The organism is Arthrobacter sp. CAN_A2 (assembly GCF_015752045.1).
Lineage (GTDB): Bacteria > Actinomycetota > Actinomycetes > Actinomycetales > Micrococcaceae > Arthrobacter_D.
Genome location: NZ_JADOUS010000005.1, coordinates 65304 through 90466, shown reverse-complemented (window position 1 = coordinate 90466; position 25163 = coordinate 65304). Strand labels below are relative to the sequence as shown.

The 25163-nt window shown below is 70.6% G+C and carries 20 protein-coding genes, 1 tRNA gene and 1 other RNA gene; 8 read left to right on the top strand and 14 right to left on the bottom strand.

Features of this window, described 5'->3' with window-relative positions:
• Positions 1-19 precede the first annotated feature (19 nt).
• From IWX63_RS07730 to IWX63_RS07720, 3 genes are all read right to left on the bottom strand, one after another.
• Entirely contained in the window at positions 20-877 is an 858-nt protein-coding gene (locus tag IWX63_RS07730; protein ID WP_199277583.1) for an ABC transporter permease, read from the bottom strand.
• On the bottom strand, positions 874-1911 hold the full coding sequence (locus IWX63_RS07725) for an aliphatic sulfonate ABC transporter substrate-binding protein (RefSeq protein WP_199277582.1): 1038 nt from the start codon (positions 1909-1911) through the stop codon (positions 874-876). Before IWX63_RS07725 ends, IWX63_RS07730 begins: the two co-directional genes overlap by 4 nt.
• Positions 1912-2005: 94 nt before the next feature.
• Positions 2006-2821, bottom strand: coding sequence for an ABC transporter ATP-binding protein (locus IWX63_RS07720; RefSeq protein ID WP_199277581.1), 816 nt, complete (start codon positions 2819-2821; stop codon positions 2006-2008).
• A 256-nt stretch (positions 2822-3077) separates the two neighbouring features.
• Between IWX63_RS07720 and IWX63_RS07715 the strand changes: the two genes are divergently transcribed.
• Positions 3078-3494 carry a CoA-binding protein gene (locus tag IWX63_RS07715; RefSeq protein WP_199277580.1) on the top strand — a complete coding sequence of 139 codons (417 nt, stop codon included), beginning with the start codon at positions 3078-3080 and terminating at the stop codon, positions 3492-3494.
• Between the two features lie 3 nt (positions 3495-3497).
• Here IWX63_RS07715 and IWX63_RS07710 read toward each other — a convergent pair whose 3' ends face one another.
• On the bottom strand, positions 3498-4340 hold the full coding sequence (locus IWX63_RS07710; RefSeq protein WP_199277579.1) for a DUF1206 domain-containing protein: 843 nt from the start codon (positions 4338-4340) through the stop codon (positions 3498-3500).
• 185 nt (positions 4341-4525) lie between these two features.
• Here IWX63_RS07710 and IWX63_RS07705 point away from each other — a divergent pair, with 185 nt between their 5' ends.
• From IWX63_RS07705 to IWX63_RS16780, 3 genes are all read left to right on the top strand, one after another.
• The gene (locus tag IWX63_RS07705) at positions 4526-5089 is read left to right on the top strand and encodes a DUF1990 family protein (protein ID WP_199277578.1); all 564 of its coding nucleotides are present in this window, start codon (positions 4526-4528) and stop codon (positions 5087-5089) included.
• Between the two features lie 149 nt (positions 5090-5238).
• A complete protein-coding gene (locus IWX63_RS16785) occupies positions 5239-5853 on the top strand; it encodes a hypothetical protein (RefSeq protein ID WP_334685725.1) in 615 nt (204 codons plus the stop codon).
• A gap of 6 nt (positions 5854-5859) precedes the next feature.
• Positions 5860-6642: an acetamidase/formamidase family protein gene (locus tag IWX63_RS16780; RefSeq protein WP_334685724.1), complete on the top strand. Its 783-nt coding sequence runs from the start codon at positions 5860-5862 to the stop codon at positions 6640-6642.
• A 62-nt stretch (positions 6643-6704) separates the two neighbouring features.
• Here the strand turns inward: IWX63_RS16780 and purL are convergent, their stop codons facing one another.
• From purL to IWX63_RS07675, 5 genes are all read right to left on the bottom strand, one after another.
• Complete coding sequence (gene purL / locus IWX63_RS07695) at positions 6705-9005, bottom strand: phosphoribosylformylglycinamidine synthase subunit PurL (RefSeq protein ID WP_199277577.1); 2301 nt, start codon at positions 9003-9005, stop codon at positions 6705-6707.
• Positions 9006-9803, bottom strand: a complete 798-nt coding sequence (purQ, locus tag IWX63_RS07690) for a phosphoribosylformylglycinamidine synthase subunit PurQ (RefSeq protein ID WP_442859114.1) — start codon at positions 9801-9803, stop codon at positions 9006-9008. It lies immediately after the preceding gene.
• Positions 9800-10060, bottom strand: coding sequence for a phosphoribosylformylglycinamidine synthase subunit PurS (purS, locus tag IWX63_RS07685; RefSeq protein ID WP_104122380.1), 261 nt, complete (start codon positions 10058-10060; stop codon positions 9800-9802). Before purS ends, purQ begins: the two co-directional genes overlap by 4 nt.
• A 172-nt stretch (positions 10061-10232) precedes the next feature.
• The gene (locus IWX63_RS07680; protein ID WP_199277576.1) at positions 10233-10844 is read right to left on the bottom strand and encodes a serine protease inhibitor; all 612 of its coding nucleotides are present in this window, start codon (positions 10842-10844) and stop codon (positions 10233-10235) included.
• Between the two features lie 84 nt (positions 10845-10928).
• Positions 10929-11813: a 3-methyladenine DNA glycosylase gene (locus IWX63_RS07675; RefSeq protein WP_199277575.1), complete on the bottom strand. Its 885-nt coding sequence runs from the start codon at positions 11811-11813 to the stop codon at positions 10929-10931.
• Positions 11814-12032: 219 nt separating this feature from the next.
• On the opposite strand from IWX63_RS07675, the gene IWX63_RS07670 reads away from it, so the two are divergent.
• Positions 12033-15212, top strand: a complete 3180-nt coding sequence (locus IWX63_RS07670; RefSeq protein WP_442859113.1) for a S8 family serine peptidase — start codon at positions 12033-12035, stop codon at positions 15210-15212.
• Between the two features lie 219 nt (positions 15213-15431).
• Here the strand turns inward: IWX63_RS07670 and IWX63_RS07665 are convergent, their stop codons facing one another.
• Complete coding sequence (locus tag IWX63_RS07665) at positions 15432-16721, bottom strand: aspartate kinase (RefSeq protein WP_199277574.1); 1290 nt, start codon at positions 16719-16721, stop codon at positions 15432-15434.
• 233 nt (positions 16722-16954) lie between these two features.
• On the opposite strand from IWX63_RS07665, the gene IWX63_RS07660 reads away from it, so the two are divergent.
• Together IWX63_RS07660 and IWX63_RS07655 are read left to right on the top strand one after the other, a co-directional pair.
• Positions 16955-17887 carry an ABC transporter ATP-binding protein gene (locus tag IWX63_RS07660; protein WP_199277573.1) on the top strand — a complete coding sequence of 311 codons (933 nt, stop codon included), beginning with the start codon at positions 16955-16957 and terminating at the stop codon, positions 17885-17887.
• Positions 17884-19002, top strand: coding sequence for an ABC transporter permease (locus tag IWX63_RS07655; protein ID WP_199277572.1), 1119 nt, complete (start codon positions 17884-17886; stop codon positions 19000-19002). The genes IWX63_RS07660 and IWX63_RS07655 overlap by 4 nt, the downstream gene beginning before the upstream one ends.
• Before the next feature lie 25 nt (positions 19003-19027).
• Here the strand turns inward: IWX63_RS07655 and recR are convergent, their stop codons facing one another.
• From recR to ffs, 4 genes are all read right to left on the bottom strand, one after another.
• On the bottom strand, positions 19028-19624 hold the full coding sequence (gene recR, locus IWX63_RS07650) for a recombination mediator RecR (protein WP_199277793.1): 597 nt from the start codon (positions 19622-19624) through the stop codon (positions 19028-19030).
• 193 nt (positions 19625-19817) lie between these two features.
• Positions 19818-23870 carry a DNA polymerase III subunit gamma and tau gene (locus IWX63_RS16775; RefSeq protein WP_334685723.1) on the bottom strand — a complete coding sequence of 1351 codons (4053 nt, stop codon included), beginning with the start codon at positions 23868-23870 and terminating at the stop codon, positions 19818-19820.
• The gene (gene gluQRS, locus IWX63_RS07640) at positions 23867-24820 is read right to left on the bottom strand and encodes a tRNA glutamyl-Q(34) synthetase GluQRS (RefSeq protein WP_199277571.1); all 954 of its coding nucleotides are present in this window, start codon (positions 24818-24820) and stop codon (positions 23867-23869) included. Before gluQRS ends, IWX63_RS16775 begins: the two co-directional genes overlap by 4 nt.
• 30 nt (positions 24821-24850) lie before the next feature.
• Positions 24851-24946: signal recognition particle sRNA small type (gene ffs, locus IWX63_RS07635), an RNA gene on the bottom strand.
• Positions 24947-25071: 125 nt separating this feature from the next.
• Between ffs and IWX63_RS07630 the strand changes: the two genes are divergently transcribed.
• Positions 25072-25156 (top strand) — tRNA-Ser (locus IWX63_RS07630).
• Positions 25157-25163 lie beyond the last annotated feature (7 nt).

The window sequence follows — 25163 nt, the reverse complement described above, 5'->3', positions numbered from 1 at the left end:
GTGTCTGCTCCCACCGTGCCTACGCCCACCGTCGCACCGCCCAGCGTTCGGCGATGCCGAGGAGTGCGTCCGTCGTCTTGCCGATCACGGCCAGCAGGATGATCGCGAGGATGATGCGGTCCACGCGGCCCGTCTGCTGGGAGTCCGTCAGCAGGAAGCCCAGCCCCATCGACGAGGCGATGAGTTCGGCGGCCACGAGGAACAGCCAGGACTGCGCGAGGGCCAGGCGGAGGCCCGAGAACAGGGCGGGCACGACGGCGGGCAGCTGCACCGTGGTCAGCAGGCGGATGCCGTTGAGCCCGAAGGCGCGGGCGGCCTCGACCAGGTTGCGGTCCACGTGCCGCAGGCCGAGGTAGAGCGTGGTGAAGACGGGGAAGAAGGCGCCGATGCTGATCAGGGTGACCTTCGAGTCCTCGTTGATGCCGATCCACAGGACCAGCAGCGGGACCCAGGCCAGCGAGGGCACGGCACGCAGCGCGCCCACGGTCGGGGTCAGCAGGACGTCCGCGATGCGGGACAGGCCCAGCAGGGCACCGGCGAGCACGCCGAGCAGGGAACCGATGACGAAGCCGAGGACCACCCGCTGGGTGGAGATCAGGATGTGCGTGGCGAGCTGTCCGCGTTCGATCAGGTCGACGGCGGCCGCGAGGACTGACGCCGGGGAGGGGAGCTGCGACGCGCGGAAGAAGCCGGACGCCGTGCTGAGGTGCCAGGCGAGCAGGATCAGGGCGGGGACGATGAGCCCGAGCAGGATGGCGCCGGTGCGCCGGACCGCCCTGCCGCGCCCCGCGTCGTTCTGCGTCCCGGGACCGGTCACCGACGCGCCGATCGCCTTCAGGCCCTGCGCGCTCACCGGCGTCGCGTGGTCGGCGCTCATGAATCGGAGCCGATGGACGCCGGATCGGCGTTCTCGACGAGCGAGGCGTCGAACAGGGAGTCCAGGGCTTCGTCGATCTGCTCCTGGGTCTGCACGTCGCCGGTCTCGACGAACACGGGGCCGATCTTCTCGAGGACGCTGCGCTGGGCGTCGCCCGGGGCGGGATCGACGTCGAGGTTCGTGCGGTCGATGATGACCGACTCGGCGACCGTCGGGTCGATCGCCGCGACCTCCGCGAGGATGGCGGCGGTCTCCTCGGGATTCTCCTTCGCCCATTCCCGGGCCTTCTCGTAGGCGTCCACGACGGTCTGGGCGACGTCCGGCTTCTCCGCGAGGAAGTCCTCCGTGGCGTTGAGGAAGCCGTAGGAGTTGAAGTCGATGTCCCGGAAGAAGAGCTGCGCGCCGTCCTGCTCGGCGGCGGCCATGATCGGGTCGAGGCCGGACCAGGCGTCGACGGCGCCGCTGGCCAGTGCCGCACGGCCGTCGGCGTGCTGCAGGTTCTCGATGGTGACCTCGGACTGGTCCACGCCCGCGGCCTCGAGCGCCTGCAGGAGGAAGAAGTACGGGTCGGTCCCTCGGGTAGCCGCGACGGACTTGCCGCGCAAGTCCTCGACGCTCGTGATGCCCGAGTCGGGCAGGGTCACGAGGGCTGCCCACTCGGGCTGGGAGTAGATGTCGATCGCCTTGATCGGGGAGCCGTTGGAGCGGGCGAGCAGCGCGGCCGACCCGGCGGTGGACCCGACGTCGATCGCCCCGGCGCGCAGGGCCTCGTTGGCCTTGTTCGATCCGGCGGACTGCACCCAGTTGACGGTGATGTCCTGGTCGGCCAGTTCGTCCTCGAGCCAGCCCTGCTCCTTGATGATGAGGCTCAGCGGGTTGTAGGTGGCGAAGTCGATGTTGAGCGCGCCGCCCTGCGTCCCGCCGCCGTCGGCGGCCTGCGTGTCGGAGGCGTTCTCGCCTGCGAGGCACCCGCTGAGGCTGAGGGAGAGGGCGGTGGCGAGGGCGAGGGTCGGCAGGAGGGCGCGGCGGTTCATGGTGGTCCTTTGGTGGAGGGTGCGGGAGAAGAGGCAGGGCGGCAGCGCGGTACGACGACGCTGCGGGAGGGGTGGGGCGGTGGGCCTGGTGGGCCTAGTGGCCGGTGACGCCGAGCATCGACAGCAGCGTGCTGCGGAGGGCGCCGAGGTCCGCCGAATTGCGGTCGCGCGGGCGGTCGCCGGGGACGGTGACGAGTTCGGCGACGGTGGAACCCTCGGGCCCGTCACCCTCCGCGCGGCCGAGCACGAGGATGCGGTCGGCGAGCTGAAGAGCCTCGTCGACGTCGTGCGTGACCAGCAGCACCGTGGTGGGCTGCGCGCGGTGGATGTCCAGGAGCAGGTCCTGCATCCTGATGCGGGTGAGCGCGTCGAGTGCGCCGAACGGTTCGTCGAGGAGCAGGACACCGGGGTTGCGGGCCAGCGCACGTGCGAGCGAGGTCCGTTGGGCCATGCCGCCCGACACCTCGCGGGGACGGTGCTTCGCGAAGGTGTCGAGCCCCACGAGCTTCAGCAGTTCGAGGACTTTCGCCTTGCCGGCGCTGGCGCCGGAGGACTTCGGGAGTCCGATCGCCACATTGGCCTGCAGGGTGTGCCACGGCAGCAGCCGGGGTTCCTGGAAGGCGACGGCGCAGCGTTCGTCGATGCCCCTCACGGGGGTGCCGTCGATCAGGACCTGGCCGCTGTCGGGGATGTCGAGTCCGGCGGCGGCGCGCAGGAGGGTCGACTTGCCGCAGCCGCTCGTGCCGAGGATGGCGAGGATCTCGCCGGGTTCCACGTCCACGGTGACGTCCCGCAGGACGGTGCGGCGGTTCGCGGGCGGGCCGAAGCTGCGCCCGAGCCCGGCGAAGCGGACGCCGAGGGCCTGTTTGTGGTGGGAGTGGGTGCTGCCGGGTGCCAGAAGTGCGGTCATGGTGTCTCCATCGGTCCTGGCGGTAGCACCCTACGGACCGAGCCTTGGCCACCATGTGCGGTGGTTCCCTTGGCTCGGGCCTCGATATCGTCCGGCATCAGGGGGATGCGGACGACCAGGGTTGCTGCGGCTTCACTGATCCAGGTCTCTCAGCCGCTCGGGATGGTCACTCCTATGAAACGCCCGGCGTCCCGCGGGAGCAAAATGGGGCGTGTAACAAACGCTGTAACAATGGCAGGAAACACCGGGAGGCGTCGTGGCACACCAGAACGATCCGCAGGTCATCAGGAGGCTCCTCACCGGGCACGGCCGGTGGGCGGTGGTGGGCCTGTCGAACAATCCGCGCCGTGCCGCCGTCGGGGTGTCGCGGTTCCTCCAGGACGGCCTCGGGATGGAGATCATCCCCGTGAGCCTGAAGGGCGACGACGTCCACGGCCAGAAGGGGTACACCCGGCTGGCGGACATCCCGGGCCCGATCGACGTCGTCGACTGTTTCGTGAACTCGTCCCGCGTGGGCGCCGTCGTGGACCAGGCGATCGCGGTGGGCGCGAAGGCGGTGTGGCTGCAGCTCGGCGTGATCGACGAGGACGCCGCCCGCCGTGCCGCGGAGGCGGGGCTCGACGTCGTCATGGACACGTGTCCTGCGATGGAGGCGCCGGCGCTCGGTCTCTGACGCCTACATGCGCTGGTATTTCGACCGGACCACCATGAAGGCGCCGTACGCCACGAGGCCCACGGCCAGGGCGCCGAGGAGCCAGACGCCGAAGGGCTGGTCGCGCAGGGACTTCAGGGCGCCGTCGAGCCCCGTGGACTGCTCGGGGTTGTTCGTGACCGTGGCGACGATGACGAGGACGCCCAGGACCCCGAGGGCGAAGCCCTTGGCGATGTACCCCACCACGCCGAGGACGACGACCGCGGTGCCGGCCTGTCCGGAGGGGAGGCCCTGGAGATTCTCGAGGAAATGCCGGGTGGCCCCGCTGTAGATGAAGTATCCACCGACCACGAGGATGCCGATGCCGACGGCGAGGAGGAGCGCGGCTCCGGCCGGGTTGGACATGAGGGAGGCGCTCAGCGAGCTCGCACTGCTGCTGCTGTCGCTCGATCCGCCGAGCGCGTACCGCCCGAAGGTCGCGCCGATCGCGGCGTACACCACGGCTTGCCCACCGCTCTTGGCCTGCACCTTGAGCTTGTCCTTGCCCTGGCGTCCCTTAGCGCCGAAGAACACCTCGCTGAACTGGAACAGGGCGAGCGCGATGCATCCGACGAAGCAGAACCACAGGAGTGCCGTGCCGCCGGGGCTGCCGGCCAGCTGCCCGATCGCCCCGCTCTGGTCCGCTTCACCGGAGCCGCCGCGCGCCAGGCCGAGGGCGATGAAGCCGATCAGGATGTGCAGGATCCCGGCGGCCACATAGCCGGCCCTGGCCGCGACCTCGAAGCTTTTCGAATTGGCGGCGTCCTCCGCGGCGTCCGACGCCTTCCCTGCCGCATCCCTGCCCGACTTGCCCGTCCCTCGTGCCATGGTGCTCCCGCCTCTCCTGCCGATCGGCGGGGCGGACGTCGTAGGCGCGTCCGGGCCGGTCTGGACCTCCATCCTGCCACTGCTCGTCGATCTGCGCCCGCCGGTCCGTTGCCGGTCCACTAGGTTGGGACCGGACCCGTTCGGCAGGGAGTCCCGGCACTGAGGCATCGAGGGAAGAGGCATGCATGGAACAGTTCACGTACGAGGAACGCGGCGCGACGGACAGGCCCTTCCCCGAGTCCCTCGAGGGCGGCTGGCCCGGCGGCTACACCGTGATGGTGGAATCCCACGAGATCGCGACCGAGGATCCTTCGGCCGCCTTCATCGCCCTCACGGAGGGCATCCTGGCCTGGGAGCTGCACCGCGGGGCCGGGCTCACCATGGAGTCCGACGCCGTGCGGGCCGCGCCCGGCGTCCGCGTCGTCTCCGGGTTCGGGATCGGCCCTGCACGGATCAAGGCTCCGTGCAGGGTCATCTGGTCGCGGACGCCGCAGCTCGACGGCGCCGGCAGGGCGGTCCCGGGCCAGCGCGGCGGATTCGGCTACGGCACGCTGCCCGGCCACCCGGTGCGGGGCGAGGAGGGGTTCTACGCCGAACTGACGGCAGACAACCGGCTGCTGTTCATCTGCTCCGCCTACAGCGTGCCGGCGAGCCTCCTGTTCCGGCTCATGGCACCGGTGACCCGGCTGACCCAGCGGTACGTCCTGGCGCGGTACGTGAAGGCCGCGCGGGCGCTCGCGGGTTCCTAGCCTTCCCGCCGGTTCGCACCGGCGCCGGTCCCCCCGGCGTCGGTCCCCCGCCCCCGCCGCAGCGGACTTCCTGCCGTCTCGGATCTGAAACGGGCCCGTAACGCCCCGGCGCTAGCTTGAGAAGCTCCACGACCCGGAGAGGAGCCAGCATGGCTGACGTAGTGGGGCAGGAAGCTGCCGAGGTGCTGACGGACGGATTGGGCAGACGGAAGTTCATGGGGCCGGTCGCCGCCCTCGGCGCGCTTTCCGCCGCCTCGGTCGCGGGTGCGCCGCCCGCGATCGCGACCGGGCCCGGAGCCGGGCGTGTGCCGGCTGGACCGGGCAGGGCCCCCGGCGCGCCGGGTAACGGGTCCGCGGGGAAGGGTCCCGTCGACATCCTGCAGCCGGGACGCGGCAGGATCCGCGGCGATCATTACCTCTCCTCCACACCCGACGAGGTGCTCTGGGGCTACGTGCCCACCGTGGACGCGGCACCCGTCATGACGATCCGGTCCGGCCGGACGGTCACCATCGACACCCTCTCGCACGAGGGCATCCTCGAGGACCAGGGCCGCGACCCGCTGGAGTACTTCGGCGCGCTGGGCGTCGGTCGGTCGTCGGTCCTCGAGGACGCCGTCGACATCGCCGCCGGCTACCGTCGGACGGAACGGCGCTTCGACGTCGACGGCCCGCACATCGTCACCGGTCCGATCGCCGTCGAGGGCGCCGAACCCGGCGACGTGCTGAAGATCGAGACCCTCGAGGCGGTCCCCCGGGTCCCCTAGGGAGTGGTGTCCAGCCGGCACGGGAAGGGCGGCCTCGCGGTGCAGCCCGGACCCACGCCCCCGGCGGGCATCACCCTCGAGGAGGTCATGCCGCCGGTAGCCACGGACAACCGGGCATCGGGCATCCCCTCGGACTATGGCAACGTGTCCGTGTTCACGCGAATCGAGAAGGGCAAGGGCGTGATGACCAGCGGTGACATGACCGTCCGGTTCCCGCTGCGGCCCTTCATGGGGATGATGGGCGTCGCCTTCGCGGACGCCGACGGCCTCACGGCACCCGAGGCGAACTCCGTCCCGCCGACGCTCGGCGGAGGCAACATCGACATCCGCCATCTCGGCGCGGGGTCCACCTTCTACCTGCCGGTGAAGGCTCCGGGCGCGCTCTTCTACGTCGGGGATCCGCACATGGGCATGGGCGACGGCGAGGTGGCCCTCACCGCGATGGAGGGCTCGCTGCGGGGGACCTTCCGGCTGACGGTGTGCAAGCCCGGCTCGGGCGATGCTCCCTCGGTCGCGTACTCCTACCCCTTCGGTGAGACGAAGGACGCATGGATCCCCATCGGCCTGTCCGATCCGGACGGACTTGCCGGTGGTGGCGTCTCGGGCGACCTGAACGTCGCCATGCGCCGCGCCATCATCAACGCCCTGGACTTCCTGCAGCAGGACCGCGGTATGGACCGCGCGGTGGCCTACGCGTACCTCTCGGCGGCGGCGGACTTCGCGGTGTCGCAGGTCGTGGACCGGACGGTCGGGGTGCACGGACTGATCTCGAAGGCGCACTTCGGCTAGGCGGGGAGCACTACCGGCGTCGCGCCCCGTCGGCCGCGACGCCGGTTTCCGCCGGCACGCGCTCAGCCGAAGTGCTTCGGCAGCGTCCCCTCGTGGGCCTCGCGCAGCCGGTCCAGCGGCAGGGTGAAGTATCCCTGCACGTCGAGGGCCTGGTTCTCCGTGTCCACCACGCCGATCCGGAGGGTCGGGAAGTTTCGTGCCGTGCACATGTCGTTGAAGCGGACCTCCTCCGAGCGGGGGACGACGGCGACGGCGCGGGCCTGGCTCTCGCTGAACAGTGCGGTGAACGCGTCGATGCCGTCACGTTCGCACAGCTCGTCGAGCCCGATCCGCGCACCCACGCCGAAGCGCAGCGCCATCTCGCTCAGGACGGCCGCGAGGCCACCCTCGGAGAGGTCGTGCGCGCCGTCGATCATGCCGTCCCGCGAGCAGTTGACGAGGATCGCCGCGAGCGTCTTCTCGGCCGCGAGGTCCAGCGCGGGCGGCTGCCCGCCGAGGTGTCCGCGCAGGTTGGCCCACTCGGAGCCGTCCAGCTCGTCCGCCGTCGTGCCCAGCAGGTAGATGGCCTGTCCGTCCTCACGCCAGCCCGACGGCGTGCGCCGGGCCACGTCGTCGAACACGCCGAGCACGCCGACCACGGGGGTGGGGTGGATGGCGACGCCGCCGGTCTGGTTGTACAGCGAGACGTTGCCGCCGGTCACGGGAACGCCGAGCTCCTGGCAGGCGTCGGCGAGGCCGCGGACGGTCTCGGCGAACTGCCACATGACCTCGGGGTCCTCGGGGGAGCCGAAGTTCAGGCAGTCGGTGACGGCGAGCGGCTCGGCGCCCGACGTCGCCACGTTCCGGTACGCCTCGGCGAGCGCCAGGCGCGCCCCCTCGTAGGGGTTCAGGAAGGAGTAGCGGCCGTTCGCATCGGTCGAGATGGCGACCCCGAGGCCGGTCTCCTCGTCGACCCGGACCACGCCGGCGTCGTCGGGCATGGCGAGGGCGGTGTTGCCCTGGACGTACCGGTCGAACTGGTCGGTGACCCAGTTCTTCGCGCACATGTTGGGGGATGCCATGAGTTCCAGGACGGCCTCGCGCAGGTCGGCGGGACGCTCGGCGGCAGCGGAGGCGGCGAAGGCATCCGCCTGGACGCCGTCGAGCCACTCGGGCCGGTGGTAGGGGCGCTCATAGACGGGGCCCTCGTGCGCGACGGTCCGCGGGTCGACGTCGACGATCTTCTCGCCGTCCCATTCGATGATGAGCCGGCCGGTGTCGGTGACCTCGCCCAGCCACGAGAATTCCACGGCCCACTTGTCCATGATCGCCTCGAACGCCTCCACGTTCTCGGGCGTCACGACCGCCATCATGCGTTCCTGCGACTCCGACATCAGGATCTCGCCCGGCGTGAGCGACGGGTCGCGGAGCAGCACGTTGGTGAGCTCCACGTGCATGCCGCCGTCGCCGTTGGAGGCGAGCTCCGACGTCGCGCAGGAGATGCCCGCCGCGCCGAGGTCCTGGATGCCCTCGACCACGGAGGCCTTGAACAGCTCGAGGCAGCACTCGATGAGGACCTTCTCCGCGAACGGGTCGCCCACCTGGACGGCGGGGCGCTTGGACGGCTTCGAGGAGTCGAAGGATTCGGAGGCCAGCACGGAGGCACCGCCGATGCCGTCGCCGCCCGTGCGGGCACCGAAGAGGACCACCCTGTTGCCGGCGCCGGAGGCATTGGCGAGGCGGATGTCCTCGTGCCGCAGCACGCCGACCGCGAGGGCGTTGACCAGCGGGTTGCCCTGGTAGACGGCGTCGAAGACGACCTCGCCGCCGATGTTCGGCAGCCCGAGGGAGTTCCCGTAGCCGCCGATGCCCGCGACGATCCCGTGCACGAGGCGCGCGGTGTCGGGGTGGTCGATCGCGCCGAAGCGCAGCGGATCCATGACGGCGACCGGGCGGGCGCCCATGGAGATGATGTCGCGGACGATCCCGCCCACACCCGTGGCCGCGCCCTGGTAGGGCTCCACGAAGGACGGGTGGTTGTGGCTCTCCACCTTGAAGGTCACGGCCCAGCCGTCGCCGATGTCGACGACGCCGGCGTTCTCGCCGATCCCCACGAGGAGGTGTTCCTTCATGGCGTCGGTGACCTTCTCGCCGAACTGGCGCAGGTGCACCTTGGAGGACTTGTAGGAGCAGTGCTCGCTCCACATCACCGAGTACATGGCGAGTTCGGCGCCGGTGGGCCTGCGCCCGAGGATCTCCTCGACACGCCGGTACTCGTTCTCCTTGAGCCCGAGCTCCGCCCAGGGGAGCGCCTGGCCGGGGGTGGCCTCCGCGTTCGCGACGGTGTCGATGTTGAACGCCCGGGACGTTGTTCCTGCAGTCACTTAGCCCACCAGTTTCTTGAGTACCGAGGTGAAGATGCCGAGCCCGTCGGTGCCACCGCGGACCTCGACGGCGCCGCGCGCCGAGGAGTCCGGGCCGAACCCGGCCTCGACCGCGTGCTCGGGATGCGGCATGAGTCCGACGACGTTGCCCGCGATGTTCGAGATGCCGGCGATGTCGCGGCGTGAGCCGTTGGGATTGCCGCCGACGTAGCGGAAGACCACGCGGCCCTCTCCCTCGAGTTCGTCGAGGGTCCGGTTGTCGGCGACGAACTGTCCGTCCTGGTTCTTGAGCGGGATGACGATCTCCTCGCCGTCCGCGTAGTCCGAGGTCCAGAAGGTGTCGGCGTTCTCGACGCGCAGGCGCTGGTCGCGGCAGATGAAGTGCAGGTGGTTGTTCTTGATCATGGAGCCGGGCAGCAGGTGCGCCTCCGTGAGGACCTGGAACCCGTTGCAGATACCGAGGACCGGGAGGGCGTCCGCCCCGCCCGAGGCGGCCGCCGTGATCTGCTCCATGAGCGGTGCGAAGCGGGAGATGGCGCCGGCGCGGAGGTAGTCGCCGTAGGAGAAGCCGCCGGGGATGATGACGGCGTCGACGCCCTGCAGGTCGTGGTCACCGTGCCACAGCTGGGTGGCGCTGCCGCCGGCGAGGCGGACGGCGCGGACGGCGTCGCGGTCGTCGAGCGAGCCGGGGAACGTGACGACGCCGACCCTCACGCCGTCGAGCGCGCGGTCACCGCTGGCGGCTGCGGCGGGCCGGGTGCCGCCGATGAGCGGGGTCTCGAGGTTGGAGGCGGTCACTGGCCGTCCTCCTCGATGACCTCCACGCGCGTGACGTCCTCGATGACCGGGTTGGACAGCAGCGTGGTCGCGGCGTGGCGGGCCTGCTCGAGGATCTCCTCCGTGACGTCACCGTCCACGGTCAGTTCGAAACGCTTGCCCTGGCGGACCCCGGCGAAACCGGTGAGGCCGATCCGGGGGAGCGCTCCGGCGATCGCCTTACCCTGCGGGTCGAGGATCTCGGGCTTGGGCATGACGTCGACAACGATCCGGGGCATCCGGCAACTCCTGTGCGTGAGCGGCAAGTGCTGGGGGTTCCAGCATTAAATGCAGTAGCCCGGAAGTGCCGTCTCACGCCGCATCTGGGTTGATACCGGCGCTCCGCGAGCTTGCGGTCCAAGTCTAGCGGGGATTCCCCGCAGGCCCGTGCGGCGGGATCGGCACGCCCGCCTACTGCGCGCCGGGCGCCCCCAGCAGGTCCTTCACGCTGTTCCAGCGTGAGATCTGGCAGCCGTCCGTCAGCGCGAAGGACGCGAGGACGGACGTGCCGTCGAGCTCGCCGGTGATGCTCGCGGTCTGCGGGCCGCCGGACTGCTGGGTGCAGACCACGTCCTTGTTCGGGCGAGCCGTGAAGAAGGCGGTGCCGATCCGCGTGAGGGTCGCGCATGCGGCGTCGGCGTCCGGAAGCGTGGTGGCAGGGCCGGGCGTACCGTCGACGCATTCGAGGACGTACTGCACGGGGTCCGAGGCGTCGTCCTGCCGGATCGAGATGGTCAGCATGGCGTTCGTCGAGGCCGACGGACCGGAGGGCGCGGAGGTGGCCGGGGGCGTCGATGCCGCCGGCGGAGCGGAGGTCGCCGGGCCGGGCGCCGGGCTGGGCGCCGCGCTGTCGTCCGGCGCGGGGGTGGAGGACTGCACGGCGGTCTCCTGTTCATCGGGTTCGGCTGGCGGGCCCTGGGTGCAGGCGGAGAGGGCGAGGGAGAGCGCTACGAGGGGAAGCAGGACGCGCCGGGCGGCCCGGAATTCACGGCCGGCGGCCCGTCTCGGATCGGTGCTGGTCATAGCGTCCCCTTCGGCTGGCTCCCCAGCGTAACGGCTGGCGGTAGGACAACGAAGGACGACGGCGGAGTGTCCCGTCCGGCGCGCCTAGGGGGTGTCCGGTGCGGCGTCGAGAAGCCCGAGGAGCCGCGTCCGGAGCGCTTGGGACTCCTCGGCGAAGCCGCGTTGCAGCCGGACGTACTCCGCCTTGCCCTCGGCCGTCTCGATCGCGATGGGCGTGTAGCCCCAGTCCGCGAGGTCGTACGGCGAGGCCCGCATGTCCATCGTCCGGATGCGCCAGGACAGCTCGAAGCAATCCATGACGATCTCGCTCGGCAGCAGCGGGGAGAGCTTGTATGCCCACTTGTACAGGTCCATGTTGGCGTGGAGGCAGCCCGGCTGCTCGAGGTCCCGCTGTGTCTCCCGCGTGGGCGTGTGCTCGTTGAGGGGCACCGCCTCAGGGGCGTAGAAGCGGAAGGCGTCGAAGTGCGTGCACCGGATCCGCGCGGAGTCGACGACGTCGTCGGTGCCGTCCGCGCCGAGGCGCAGCTGCAGGTATTCGTGGCGCACGCCGTTGACGGCGGACCGGTAGGCCATCGCCCACTCGTGGAGTCCGAAGCAGCCGAACTGCGCAGGCCGGGCCGCGGTGCGGGCGAGGATCACCCGGGCGAAGTCGACGGCGTCCCGCCTCTCGATCGCGAAGCGCTGCGCGTCCACCCGCACCCCGCCGTCCGCGGCGATGTAGTGCTTCCAGTCGACCCGATCGGACGCGGCCGCTCCGGTCAGCACCACACCGGCTCCGGGGTGCCAGCGCATGAGCCGGCCCGGCTTCTGGTTGTAGTAGGTGAAGAGGAAGTCCTCCACCGGGTGCCTGACACCGTGCGATCGCCGCTCCAGGTAGGGCTCCGCGAAGCGGGCCACCCGGTCCCGGTGCCGGCGTTCGCGGTCCTGCCACTCCACCTGGGGGAGGCGGATCAGGAGGCCGGCACGCATTGTTCCATTATCACCCCTTCGGCTCCTCGTAAATATCCTGTGAAAATTCTGGGAAACACGGCCGAATGTCCCTGTTCAGGGTGTGTTGCCTCGGGTAAGTTTGTGCTCGCTGTGGCGTCTGTGAGCGTTATCACAGGGGTGGGGTCCCATACGGGAGACCACGGCATCGGGGGAACGGCTCAGGCCGGCCCGCACTTTCACGAGAGGCACTACCTTCCTATGACACAACGGAGAAAAGCCGGGCAGGGGCGCACCAGCATGCGCGCCGCCGCGGCAATCGTTCTGGGTCTGCCGCTACTGGTCTCATCCACGGCTGTGGCGCCGGCTGCCTTCGCAGCGCCGGCCCCGGCGATTTCGGTGACGCCGCAGAAGGCGCCCGCCAAGAACCTCGACCCGGCGCAGTACCCGGCCGGCAAGTACATCGTCGTACTCGCCGACAAGCCGGTCGCCACCTACACGGGCGGAGTGCAGGGCCTCGCCCCGACGAAGCCCCAGCCGGGCAGCAAGCTCGACGCCCGGGCGACGAACGTCCAGCAGTACTCGAAGTTCCTCGAGACCAAGCAGCAGGAGGTCGCTGCCGCGAAGAATGTCGAGATCGACCGCACCTTCACCGCGGCGATCAACGGCTTCGCCGCGGATCTCAGCGCCGACCAGGCCATCGAGCTCGCCAAGAGCGACAACGTCCTCATGGTGGCTCCGGATGTGGAGAACGCCCCGGACTACTCCACCATCGATTTCCTCGGCCTGAACGGCAACAAGGGAGCCTGGAAGACCCAGTTCGGCGGCGAGAAGAACGCGGGCAAGGGAACCGTCGTCGGCGTCATCGACACCGGATACGCCCCCGACAACCCCTTCTTCGCGGGTAAGCCCGTGAAGGCGCTCCCCGGCAACTCCAAGCCCAAGGTGGGCGAGCCCTACCTCAACGCCGCGGGCGAGATCGCCATGCTGAAGGCCGACGGCAGCACGTTCATCGGTGACTGCGAGGTCGGCCAGGGCTTCGACGGCAGCCTCTGCAACTCGAAGGTCGTCTCCGCGCAGTACTTCGCCGACGCCTTCATCGCCAGCGTGCCCGCCGCGAACCGCGCGCCGGAGGAAGTCCTCTCCCCGGTCGACATCGACAACCACGGCACGCACACCGCGAGCACCGCCGCCGGCAACGCCGGGGTCACCCAGACCGTCGACGGGCGCAACTTCGGGGTCTCCTCCGGCGTCGCCCCCGAGGCGAAGATCTCGGTCTACAAGACCTGCTGGGAGGACACGGACCCCAACACGGGCGGCTGCTACTCCTCCGCCTCGGTCGATGCCATCAACCAGGCCATCCTCGACGGCGTGGATGTGCTGAACTACTCGATCTCGGGAAGCACGACGACGACGACGGACCCCGTGTCCCTCGCCTTCCTCTCGGCCACCTCCGCGGGCATCTTCGTCGCCGCCTCGGCCGGCAACTCCGGTCCCACGGCCAGCACCGTGAACCACGGCGCCCCGTGGATGACCACGGTCGCCGCGAGCACCTTCAACTACGAGCTGCAGGGCACCGCCGAGTTCTCGGACGGCACCAAGTACCGCGGCGCGTCCATCATGCGCACCGGCGTCCCCGCCAGCCCGGTCGTCCTCGCGGCGAACGTGGCGGCTGCAGGCGCGGCGAGCCCGAACCTGTGCGGTCCCAACACCCTGGACCCCGCGAAGGTCGCCGGCAAGATCGTGGTCTGTGACCGCGGCGTCGTCGACCGGACCGCCAAGAGCGCCGAGGTGCTCCGCACCGGTGGCGTGGGCATGATCCTCGTCAACCTCGTCGATTCCTCGACGGACACCGACCAGCACGTGGTGCCGACGGTGCACGTCAACGCCCCCGAGGCCCTCGAGCTCAAGGCGAAGGTCGCGGCGAACCCCGCGATCACCGTCGCCCTGCAGCCCACGGACACCACGGGCAAGCCCCTGCCGCCCGCACCGCAGGTCGCAGGATTCTCCTCGCGCGGCCCGCTGCTGGCCACCGATTCCGACCTGCTGAAGCCGGATATCACGGCTCCCGGCGTGGCCGTCCTCGCGGGCGTCTCCACGGTCGGCTCCAAGGGCGCCCAGTTCGGGTTCCTCTCCGGAACGTCCATGGCCTCGCCCCACGTCGCGGGCTTCGCCGCGCTGGTGCTCGGCAAGAACCCTGCTTGGTCCCCGGCCACCGTGAAGTCGGCGATGATGACCACCGCCTACCCGCTGAAGACCGCCACCGGCGGCGTCGAGACCGACGTCCTCGCGGTCGGTGCCGGCCACATCAACCCGGCGACCGTCCTCAGCCCCGGCCTGGTCTACGACCAGACGGTGGAGGACTACCTCAGCTTCATCGAGGGCACCGGCGTCGAGCTCGGCATGGACGGCATCAAGCCCGTCGCCGCCAAGGACACCAACGTGCCCTCGTTCGCCCTCGGCAACCTGACCGGACGCATCGAGGTCACCCGCACGGTCACCGCCGTCACCCCCGGCCTGTACCGTGCGACCGCGAACGTCCCCGGAGTGAAGGTCACCGTCACGCCGGAGATCCTGAACTTCAGCGCACCCGGCGAGAAGCGCACCTTCAAGGTCTCCTTCGAGAACCAGAGCGCGCCGTTCGGCAAGTTCGCGGCCGGGTCCCTGACCTGGTCCGGCCAGGGCAAGAAGGTCACCTCCCCGGTGGCCGTCCGCCCGCAGGCCGTGAACGCCCCCGCCGAGGCGGCCTTCACCTCCGCCGGCCCTGACGGAAGCGGCACGTTCAACGTCACCTCGGGCACCAACGCCCCGATCAAGATGACGCTCCAGGGCCTCGCCAAGGCGGACTCGACGGCGATCAACCTGGTGCCCGGTGGCCTGGCCAACGCGAACAACGCCTCGAACGCCGTCAAGGACGTCACCGTCCCTGCGGGCGCCCCGATCGCGAAGTTCTCCGTCCTCTCCGGTGACCCGACCGCCGACTTCGACATGTTCCTCATCACGCCGGCCGGCACCGTCACCCAGGTGGCGACGGCGGACGCCAGCGAGACGATCACGCTCGAGAAGCCGGCGCCCGGCACCTACCGGATCATCGCCAACCTGTACGCCAGCACCGACAACCGGCCGACGGCCGGCACCATCGACGCGGCGGTGCTCAGCGGCACGGAGAAGAACGCGACGCTGACACCGAACCCGCTCGTCCTCGCGAACGGTGCCACCGGCGCCGTGAAGCTCACATGGACCGGCCTCGCTGCCGGCTCCTACGTGGGCCGGGTGAGCTACGAGGGGTCCTCGGCCGTGACGTACGTGACGGTCGTCGTCGACGGCACGGGCACGGCCACGGTCCAGCCCCCCGCCGCCACCGAGCTGTCCTCCGTGGACCCGGCGGACAAGCTCCTGACCGGCCCGAGGGAATCCATCACCCCCACCGGGAACAAGTAACACCTGCTGGATGACACGAAGAAGGCCGGCGGATCACTGATCCGCCGGCCTTCTCCGTGCTCCGGATACCCGGGTGCCCCGTGTCAGGGCGCTGCCGGCGATGCTTCGTGCCCACTGTCCGGTGTCGAACAGTGGGCATGGTCGAACACTCCCGCCCAACGGAACCGGATAGTGGGCTCGACGGCGACGGCGACGGCGACGGCGACGGCGACGGCGTGGCTAGCGGCCCGTCCCCGCGTACACCGTCGCGGTGGCCTCGCCGTCGAGCTCGAATGCGGCGTGCACGGCGCGCACCGCGGTGTCGAGCAGTTCGGCGCCGGTGACGACGGAGATGCGGATCTCCGACGTCGAGATCATGTCGATGTTCACGCCGGCGTCGGACAGGGCGCGGAAGAAGCGGTAGGAGACGCCGGGGTTGGACCGCATCCCGGCGCCGATCAGCGAGAGCTTGCCGATCTTCTCGTTGTAGTCGACCGACTCGAAACCGACGCGCTCCTGCGCGGCATCGAGCGCCGCGAGCGCCTCGGCGCCGTCGACGATCGGCAGCGTGAAGGAGATGTCCGTCCGGCCCGATCCGTGCGTCGAGACGTTCTGCACGATCATGTCGATGTTCGTGTTGGCGCCGGCGACGATCCCGAAGATCTCGGCCGCCTTGCCCGGGATGTCGGGCACGCCGACGACCGTGACCTTCGCTTCGGAGCGGTCGTGCGCGACGCCGGAGATGATGGGCTGTTCCAAGGGTTCTCCCTCTTGAATCTTGATCTGGTCATCGGGGCTGGGCAGCACCCAGGTGCCCTCGTTGTGGCTGAAGGAGGAGCGCACGTGCAGGGGGACACCGAAGCGGCGCGCGTACTCGACGCAGCGCAGGTGCAGGATCTTCGCTCCTGACGCCGCCATCTCGAGCATCTCCTCGCTGGAGATCGTGTCGATCTTCTGCGCCGACGGGACCACCCGGGGGTCTGCGGTGTAGACGCCGTCCACGTCGGTGTAGATCTCGCAGACGTCCGCGTCCAGCGCGGCGGCGAGGGCCACGGCGGTGGTGTCCGATCCACCGCGGCCGAGGGTCGTGATGTCGTTGCTGTCGCGGCTCATGCCCTGGAAGCCGGCCACGATCGCGACGTCGCCCTTCTCGATGGCCGTCCTGATGCGGTGCGGGGAGACGTCGATGATCCGGGCCTTGCCGTGGATGGCGTCCGTGATCATGCCGGCCTGGCTGCCGGTGAAGGACTGCGCGGACGCGCCGATGGCATGGATCGCCATCGCCAGCAGGGCCATGGAGATGCGCTCGCCCGCGCTGAGGAGCATGTCCATCTCGCGGGCGTCCGACGACGTCGGGCTCACCTGCGCGGCGAGATCCAGCAGCTCGTCTGTGCTGTCACCCATCGCGGAGACGACGACGACCACCTGATGGCCCGCGGACTGGGTGTCGACGACCCGGCGTGCGACGCGCTTGATTCCTTCGGCGTCGGCCACCGACGAACCGCCGAATTTCTGGACTATGAGGCTCATGCACTCGCTCACTGAAGAAGGACGACGGCGGCGCCAGCCGGCCGTGCTTGCTGTGACGGGCGGCAGCATCGGCGCCTGAAGGCGCTGGGGGACCGTGATCCTGCGCCCGTGCCAGTGTAGCGGCGGGGGAATCGTCCACTCAAAGTAGGGGTCGGAATAAGAACCGGCGACGACCCGACGATTGCCGTTCCGGCTTCCCGTCCAAATGCTCCTCCGTCGCCTAGCCTCAGAGCATGACCAACGAATTTGGGGGAATCGTTGTCGAGGGGGTCGCGCGGAGCTTCGGCTCGGTGCAGGCAGTCCGCGATATCGATTTCGAGGCTCCGCCCGGTGAAGTGACCGCTCTGATCGGTCCGAACGGCTCCGGCAAGACGACCCTGCTGCTGATGATGGCGAGCCTGCTGGCTCCCGATCTCGGCACCATCCGCGTGGCGGGCTTCGACCCCGTCGCGCAGCCCACGGAGGTGCGGAGCAGGGTGGGCTGGATGCCGGACACCCTGGGCGTGTGGGAATCGCTGACCGCCCTCGAGGTGCTGACCACGCTCGGCGCGCTCTACGGGATGAGCTCCACGGACCGGACCCGGCGGGCCGACGAATTGCTGGCGGCTGTGAAGCTCACCGACTTCGGCCACCAGCCCGCCCGGGTGCTCTCCCGCGGGCAGCAGCAGCGGCTCAGCCTCGCGCGCGCCCTGATCCACGACCCCCAGGTCCTGCTCCTGGACGAACCGGCGTCGGGCCTCGACCCCGGCTCGCGGGTGGACCTGAGATCGCTGCTGCGCACCCTCGCCGCCGAGGGCAAGACCGTCGTGGTCTCGAGCCACGTCCTGTCGGAGCTGGACGAGATCGCCGACCGCGCCGTCTTCGTCAACCGGGGACAGTCGGTGAAGAGCCAGACACTGGACGAGGCCGGCGGCCAGATCCGCCGCTACTACATCCAGGCCGCGCCGATGGCCGCCCTCGCCGCGGCCCTGCAGAGCCACGGCGTGCGCTTCGAGGCGCGCCGCGACTCGCGGCGCGAGGAGTTCCTCGTCCAGCTCGGCAGCACCGCGGAGGCCTCCTGGCTGCTGCGCACCCTGGTGATGGCCGACGTCGTCGTCACCGCATTCGCACCCGCGGGCGGTGCGCTCGAAGAGACCTACATGAGCCTCGATACGGACAGACGATGAGTACAGCGACCGAACCCTCGACCCCGAGGTTGCCGTTCCGGACCGCGGTCGGCACCGTGTTCACCCTCGAGATGAAGCAACGCCTCCGGGGCCGGGGCTGGTACTGGATGCTCGGCACCTGGTTCGTGGTGATCGGCTTCATCTTCGTCCTCGGCCTCGGCGTGCTCGGAACCACCGACAACGAGGGCGGGATCCTCTTCGACCTGATCGTCGGCTTCGTCCTCTTCTTCGGGCTCCTCGTCTCGCCCGGGCTCTCGGCGAACGCCGTCAACGGCGACCGCGCGGGCGGGACCCTCGCGATCCTCCAGGTCACCCTGCTGACGCCGGGGCAGCTGCTCGCGGGGAAGTGGCTCGCCTCGTGGGCAGGGTCCCTCGCGTTCCTCGTCCTCAGCAGCCCCTTCATCCTCTGGGCGCTGGCCCTCGGCGGCGTCAACGGCCAGGAGGCGGTGGTCTCGCTCCTGATGCTGGCGGTGGAACTCGGTGTGGTCTGCGCGATCGGCGTGGGCGTCTCGGCGCTCGCCAACCGGCCGCTCTTCTCAATCGTCAGCACCTACATGCTGGTGGCACTGCTGGCCATCGGGACGCTGATCGTCTTCGGGTTGAGCACGCTGCTGGTGATGGAGGAACGGACGGTCACGTCGTCCTACTACAACTATCCGGAGGCGGGCCTCGACAGCATGGGCGCTCCCCAGCCGGGCGCCGAGATGGAATGCGTGACGCAGACCTACCGGTCTGAGGTGCCCAACACGCAGTACATCACCTGGATCCTGGCCGCGAATCCGTTCGTGGTGGTGGCCGACGCCGTGCCCTACAGTGTCGAGGACCTGCCGGAGCCGGGGGCATCGAGCCGCTACGGTCCTGGTGGCGGACCCTACTACACGCCCGGCGTCATGGAGACGATCAGTCAGGGGGTGCGCACGGCGCAGGCCGGACCCGACACCGACCAGACCTGCGAGGAGGCGGCCCAGGCGCTCCGCCCGCTCCCGCAGGAGACGCCGATCTGGCCGTTGGGGCTGGGGATCCAGCTGGTCCTGGCGGCCGCGCTGCTGCTGGCCGCCCGCCGGAAGCTCACGATGCCGGCCAGGCGCCTCGCGCGGGGGACACGCATCGCCTAGCTGGTCCCTCGGTGGGGCGCTCGCGTCAGGACATGACGCGGCGGCCCTCGAAGGCCCGGCCGAGGGTCACCTCGTCCGCGTACTCGAGATCGCCGCCGACCGGGAGGCCGGATGCCAGGCGTGTCACAGGGATGCCGATGGTCTTGAGCATGCGCACCAGGTAGGTCGCCGTCGCTTCCCCCTCCAGATTCGGATCGGTGGCGATGATGATCTCCTGGATCTGCGAATCCGACAGTCGGGCGAGCAGTTCACGGATGCGGAGCTGGTCCGGGCCTACGCCCGCGATGGGATTGATGGCGCCCCCGAGCACGTGGTACCTGCCGCGGAAGGAGCGGGTGCGTTCGACGGCGATCACGTCCTTCGACTCCTCGACGACACAGATCATGGACGCGTCCCGACGCGGGTCGCGGCAGATGGCGCACTGGTCCTGCTCCGCGACATTGCCGCAGACGCTGCAGAATTTCACGCGCTCCTTGACCGTGGTGATCGCGGTGACCAGGCGCTGCATGTCCTCGCCGTCCGCTTCCAGGATGTGGAACGCGAGGCGCTGGGCCGACTTCGGGCCGACCCCGGGCAGGCGTCCGAGCTCGTCGATAAGCTCCTGCACTGCGCCTTCGTACACGGTGTGTCCTCTTCTGCCTGTGGTGGTGGTGCCGGTGTTCCGGTGCCGGATGTGGTCCGCACCCTCCCGCTGCGTCAGCAGGAAGAAGCGCACCCTCCATTGTCCGCCCTGCCGCGATAGCGGAGCGCCCGTGGGGCGGCGGCGGCGTTACGCCCTGAGCGTGGGTCGGGGCGGTCCCGATTCCGGGCCCGGCCTATTGGCCGTCGACGCCGCGTTCCTCGATGAGGCGCCCGTTGAGGATGCGCTCGATCGCCGTCCGTCCCACGAGTCCCGATTCCTCGATGGTCTCGTCATCCGCGCTGGGCTCGTCCTCCACGAAGCGGAGATCGACAGTGCCCCGTACCGCTGCTGCCTCCTCGGCCCGCTTCCGTTCGGCTTCGTCGAGCAGTTTCTGATAGCGGCTGACCGGCTTCTGGCGGACGCTGTCTGCGGTCGCCGGTCCGTCCGATCCGGCTCCATCGCCGGGTGCCGCACCAGGGGAGGGTGCCGTCGAGCCGGGGACGGACGGCGGTGCGGGCGACGTCGTCGGGGCGACGGCGGACGCGGAGCCGGGTGCCGCGAATCGGGGTATGACCGGCTTCCTGGGCTGGACGGGCTGGGCGGGCGCTGTCGGGTTCCCGGGCTCGACGGGCGCCGGCCCGGCTTCGGTGTTCCCGGCGTCTTCCATGCCGGGGGTCAGGGGTGTCGCTCGGTCGGCGCCGGGTGGTGTGGCCGTGCCGGGGGGGCTCCAGACGACGGATCGCGAGGCGGTGGGTGGGGCCGGGCTCGCGGCCGCTCCCGCAGGCGTGGCCCGCGGGCCGGGCCCGGATGGGCTCGTGGTCGTCGGGGCGCGTCCGGTGCGTCGTGGGTCCGGGCCTCGGCGGCTCGTCGTGGCGGGTGCCGGCGCCGCGGGCGGCTGGGCTCCTCCGGCTCCGCGTGCTCCTGCGGCACGGCGTTCGTAGGGATCCTCCGGAACGGCGCCCCAGCCCGGACCGGGATCGAACGCTTCCTCGGGAGGTTCCACGAGGGCCCAGGAGTCGTCCGACATGGAGGGGTCCCAGGCACTGACGGTCTCCGCAGACGCAGACGCAGACGCAGAGCGCTCGACCGGGCGGGTTCCACGGTTGACGCCTTCGTCCAGCGCTGGGTCCTTCGCGCGGTCCGCGGTGGGCACGCCGTCGGCGGCCCGGCGCATTGCGGGTGCGGCAGAAGGAGTCGCTGTGTCGGGACGGCCGGCATCCGTAGCCGGTGCCGGGCGGGTGTCGGATGACTGCGGGGTCGGCTGTCTTGGAGGCGTGGAGTCCTGTCCCGGGCGGACCGCACCCTCGGCGTCAGAAGTCGATCCAGCAGTGGTGACGCGGTCCGGCGTGGGTGGGTCGTCCGTGACCGGCTGGGGTGTGGGTGCAGCTTCCGATCCCGGGGTGGTAGTGCCGTCCGGCGTGGGGGCGTCCCCTGAAACCGCCGGAGGTGTGGGTGCAGCGTCCGGGACCGCCTGAGGTTCGGGTGCGGCAGTCGGGCTCGCCTGGCCGGAAGTGCCAGCAGGCGGCGTCGGGCCGGTGGCGGAAGCGATCGGCGCCGGACCGGATACGGGATCGCCGGCGCCCGGCGTCACCGGGGCGCCTGCCACCTCCGCGTCAGGGGAGTCGGCCCGATCGTCGGTGCGAGTGGATGGACCGGCCGCATTGCCGGGGGACGGCGCGGGCGCGGTGGACTCTGAGGTCCCGGGCCCGGTGCCACGAGGCGCAGGGCCGGTGGGTGCCGCCGGCGAGGACGCACCGGTCGTCCCGGTGTCACGCGGGCCAGGGCCGGTGGGCGAGGACGGGGCTCCCGGTTCCGCGCTGCGGCGTGACTCTGCCTCCGCAGGAGGTCGTGCGTCGTCCTGGGACACAGCCGGATCGGTATCACGCCCTGACACCGAGGAGGCAGGGCCCGGGCTGTTACCCGGGCCCGCCGTGCTGGCCGGTACTTTTGGGCCCGACTCACCCGACCCGCCGGCGTCGTGGACCGCCTCGATGGAGCAGGTGAGGCCGAGGACCTTGTGGATCGCCTGCTTCAGGTTGTCCATGTGGGGCCCGCGCTGGAACCCGATGGCATTGCCCTGATTGACGAACGCCAGGACCAGCTGGTTGCCCTCGAACGATCGCGGCTTGGCCGAGACGTTCACGATGAGCCAGGTGGCGCGTTTGATGTGCGCGACCTCGTCCATGATCTCGGGCCAGGCGCGCCGGATCATCTCGACATTTCCGCCGGACGCGGCGGACGGTCCCTGCTGGCCTGGTTCGGGCCGTCGTGATTCCTGCTGCGGCTGTGCCGAGCCGCCCGGGGCTGCGGCCGGCTGCTGCGGGGACGAGCGTTGGCCTCCGGCCGCTCCGGGCTGGTCGGGCTGCGGGCCGGAACCGGGGGCCTGATGCTGGCCGGGCTGCGCGCCGGAACCCGCGCCTGGCCGCTCATCGCGGTCGGCACGGGGCTGCTGGCCGGACGCGCTGCCGGGCTGCTGGGGCTGCTGACCCGGGTCGCCCGCACGCGGCGAATCACCATCGACGGAGGAGGCCGGCTTCGTGGGTTCCGCGCCGGCCGTATCGGCCGGTCCGTCCGGCTCGCTCTCGTCGGCGGTCGGGTGTTCCTCGCGGTCTTCCCCGCTCGCGGTGAGACCCGGCGTCGGGGCGTTCGGGGGAGGGGGCGCCGCAGCGGTGTCCGCTCCGCCTGGAGTGCCTGTCCCGCCCGCGGTGCCGGGGGTACCCGACGTGCCCGGTGCGCCTGCCGCAGTAGGCGCCGCCGTCGTCGCCTCGGATTGCGGATGGGCGAATGCGGAGTCGGTGGAGACACCCCAGTTGCCGCCCCAGTCGGGCGACGAACCCGCCACGGGCGTCCCGGCCTGCTGCTGGTCACGGACGGCAGGTGACTGCTGGCCCGTGGCGGCTGCGGGCACCGCCGGACCGGCCGGATCGGCGACCGGAAGCGACCATCGGGCGGCAGCCTCCTCCGCGGTCCGGGGGACGCCGTCGAGCCGAGGACGTGCCGGGGCCTTCGGAGGCTCGGCCGCAGCGACCGGGCCGGGCGCAGCAGCGGGTTCACTGCCGCCGTCGGTGTCCGGAGTCCCGGCGGCATACTCGAGGCGACGCTCGATGCGGTCGACCCGGGCGAGCGTGCCGCGCTCCGAGGCATCCGCAGCCGGAAGCAGGAGGCGCGCGCACAGCAGTTCGAGGTGCAACCGTGGCGACGTGGCGCCGGTCATCTCGTTCAGCGCCGCATTGGTGACGTCGGCGGCGCGGGACAGCTCGCCGGCGCCGAGCTGGTTCGCCTGCGTGCGCATGCGGTTCAGCTGGTCGTCGGGCACGCCGCGAAGAATGGACGCGGCGCCCTCGGGGACCGCGTTGATGACGATCAGGTCCCGGAACCGCTCCAGCAGGTCCTCCACGAAACGCCGCGGATCGTGCCCGGTCTGGATCACGCGGTCCACGGCGTTGAACACCGTCGCCGCGTCGCCGGCCGCCACCGAGTCGACGACGTCGTCGAGCAGGGTCGCGTGCGTGTAGCCGAGGAGCGAGACGGCGAGCTCGTAGTCGAGTCCGGTCTCGCCTGCCCCGGCCATGAGCTGGTCGAGCACGGAGAGGGAGTCCCGGACGGACCCGCCGCCGGCGCGGACCACGAGCGAGAGTACTCCCGGCGCCACCGGCACGTTCTCCTGGCGGCACAGCAGCTCGAGGTAGGCCATGAGGGGCTCGGGCGGGACGAGCCGGAAGGGGTAGTGGTGCGTCCGCGACCGGATGGTGCCGATCACCTTGTCCGGCTCGGTGGTCGCGAAGATGAACAGGATGTGCTCCGGCGGCTCCTCCACGATCTTCAGCAGTGCGTTGAAGCCCGCCGACGTGACCATGTGGGCCTCGTCGATGATGAAGATCTTGAACCGGTCGCGGACGGGGGCGAAGGTGGCGCGCTCGCGGAGGTCGCGGGCGTCGTCCACGCCACCGTGGCTCGCGGCGTCGATCTCGATGACGTCGAGGCTGCCGGAGCCGTTGCGTGCGAGTTCGACGCAGCTGTCGCAGACACCGCACGGCGTGGACGTGGGCCCCTGCGCGCAGTTGAGGCAGCGGGCGAGGATCCGCGCCGAGGTGGTCTTCCCGCAGCCGCGGGGACCGGAGAACAGGTAGGCGTGGTTGATGCGGTCCTTGTCGATGGCCGCCATCAGGGGTTCGGTGACATGCTCCTGGCCGATGACGTCCGCGAAGGATTCGGGACGGTAGCGGCGGTAGAGGGCTGTACTCACGGATGAACCTTATCGGTTGGTGCTGACGGTTTGCATGCCGGTCCGGCGGCGGTGGGGAACAGGACGGCGGGGTCGACCACCCACGGGTGACGAGGCAGTCGCCCCGGATCGAACACCGCCAGGGCCGCGTCGAGGCTCCGGCCGGGAAGACCGAGCGAGGCCAGGACGACGTCCAGGACGGCGCCGGCGGTCCAGCCCAGCCCGGCGAGGTCCTCCAGTGTCACAGCGCCGTCCCGCTTTGCCAAGCGTCGGCCGTCGGCCGTCACCGCCAGGGGCACGTGCGCGTAGGTGGGCACCGGGAGGTCGAGCAGGGAGGCCAGATAGGCCTGCCGCGGGGCCGAGTCGAGGAGGTCCTCGCCCCGCACCACCTGGTCGATGCCCTGGGCGGCGTCGTCGACGACGACGGCGAGGTTGTAGGCGATCACGCCGTCGTTCCTCCGCAGGACGAAGTCGTCCACCGGAGCCGTGACGTGCCCGGCCAGCAGGTCCTCGACGGTCCAGCTGTCGACGGCGGAGCGCAGCCGCAGCGCCGGGCGGCGCTCGAGCCGCCGTCGGGCCCGCTCGTCCTCACCGAGGCCCCGGCAGGTGCCGGGGTAGAAGCCGGGCCGCCCGTGCGGGGCGCTCGCCGCTTCCGCGACGTCGCGCCGCGTGCAGAAGCACTCGTAGGCGAGGTCCTGTGCAACGAGCTGCTCCAGCGCCGCGGCGTACCGGGTGATGTGCCCGCTCTGGCGAAGGACCGGCTCGTCGGAGAGGAGACCCAGCGCCGCCAGTTCGGCGAGCTGCTCCGCCTCGGCGCCGGCGCGGACGCGGTCCAGGTCCTCCACCCTGATCAGGAACCGGCGTCCGGTGGAGCGGGCGAAGAGCCACGCGAGGACGGCCGTGCGGAGGTTGCCGACGTGCAGTCGGCCGGAAGGGCTGGGGGCGAAGCGGCCGGCGCCCGTGTCTGCCACCGTGGAACCTCCCGCTGCCCGCGTTCTTAATGTGAAGACCCCCCATGCACCTGCCAGAGCCCGCTTACCCTTGCTACCTTCCGGTCCTGGGGGAGTTCACAGGATGACACCACATGAGGGGCCGGGAAATAGTCTACACAGTGGATCGCGTGGGGTTCGAATCCGCGGAACAGGGCGGGAGGAGCCCCGCGAGATCCCGGCGATTCGGCGTGAGCCGGTTGTATGGGTATTCTGGTATCTGCTCCAAATAAGGAGGATTCGCCTAGCGGCCTATGGCGCACGCCTGGAACGCGTGTTGGGTTCACGCCCTCGGGGGTTCAAATCCCCCATCCTCCGCTTCACG

Excerpts from the sequence above, each read along its gene's own strand:
- IWX63_RS07660 (WP_199277573.1), top strand. The coding sequence starts at position 16,955 with ATGACCAACGAATTTGGGGGAATCGTTGTCGAGGGGGTCGCGCGGAGC.
- IWX63_RS07705 (WP_199277578.1), top strand. The coding sequence starts at position 4,526 with ATGGAACAGTTCACGTACGAGGAACGCGGCGCGACGGACAGGCCCTTC.
- IWX63_RS07725 (WP_199277582.1), bottom strand. The coding sequence starts at position 1,911 with ATGAACCGCCGCGCCCTCCTGCCGACCCTCGCCCTCGCCACCGCCCTC.
- purS (WP_104122380.1), bottom strand. The coding sequence starts at position 10,060 with ATGCCCCGGATCGTTGTCGACGTCATGCCCAAGCCCGAGATCCTCGAC.
- IWX63_RS07675 (WP_199277575.1), bottom strand. The coding sequence starts at position 11,813 with ATGCGTGCCGGCCTCCTGATCCGCCTCCCCCAGGTGGAGTGGCAGGAC.
- IWX63_RS07670 (WP_442859113.1), top strand. The coding sequence starts at position 12,033 with ATGACACAACGGAGAAAAGCCGGGCAGGGGCGCACCAGCATGCGCGCC.
- IWX63_RS07655 (WP_199277572.1), top strand. The coding sequence starts at position 17,884 with ATGAGTACAGCGACCGAACCCTCGACCCCGAGGTTGCCGTTCCGGACC.
- IWX63_RS07665 (WP_199277574.1), bottom strand. The coding sequence starts at position 16,721 with ATGAGCCTCATAGTCCAGAAATTCGGCGGTTCGTCGGTGGCCGACGCC.
- IWX63_RS16785 (WP_334685725.1), top strand. The coding sequence starts at position 5,239 with ATGGCTGACGTAGTGGGGCAGGAAGCTGCCGAGGTGCTGACGGACGGA.
- IWX63_RS07720 (WP_199277581.1), bottom strand. The coding sequence starts at position 2,821 with ATGACCGCACTTCTGGCACCCGGCAGCACCCACTCCCACCACAAACAG.
- IWX63_RS07710 (WP_199277579.1), bottom strand. The coding sequence starts at position 4,340 with ATGGCACGAGGGACGGGCAAGTCGGGCAGGGATGCGGCAGGGAAGGCG.
- IWX63_RS07730 (WP_199277583.1), bottom strand. The coding sequence starts at position 877 with ATGAGCGCCGACCACGCGACGCCGGTGAGCGCGCAGGGCCTGAAGGCG.
- IWX63_RS07680 (WP_199277576.1), bottom strand. The coding sequence starts at position 10,844 with ATGACCAGCACCGATCCGAGACGGGCCGCCGGCCGTGAATTCCGGGCC.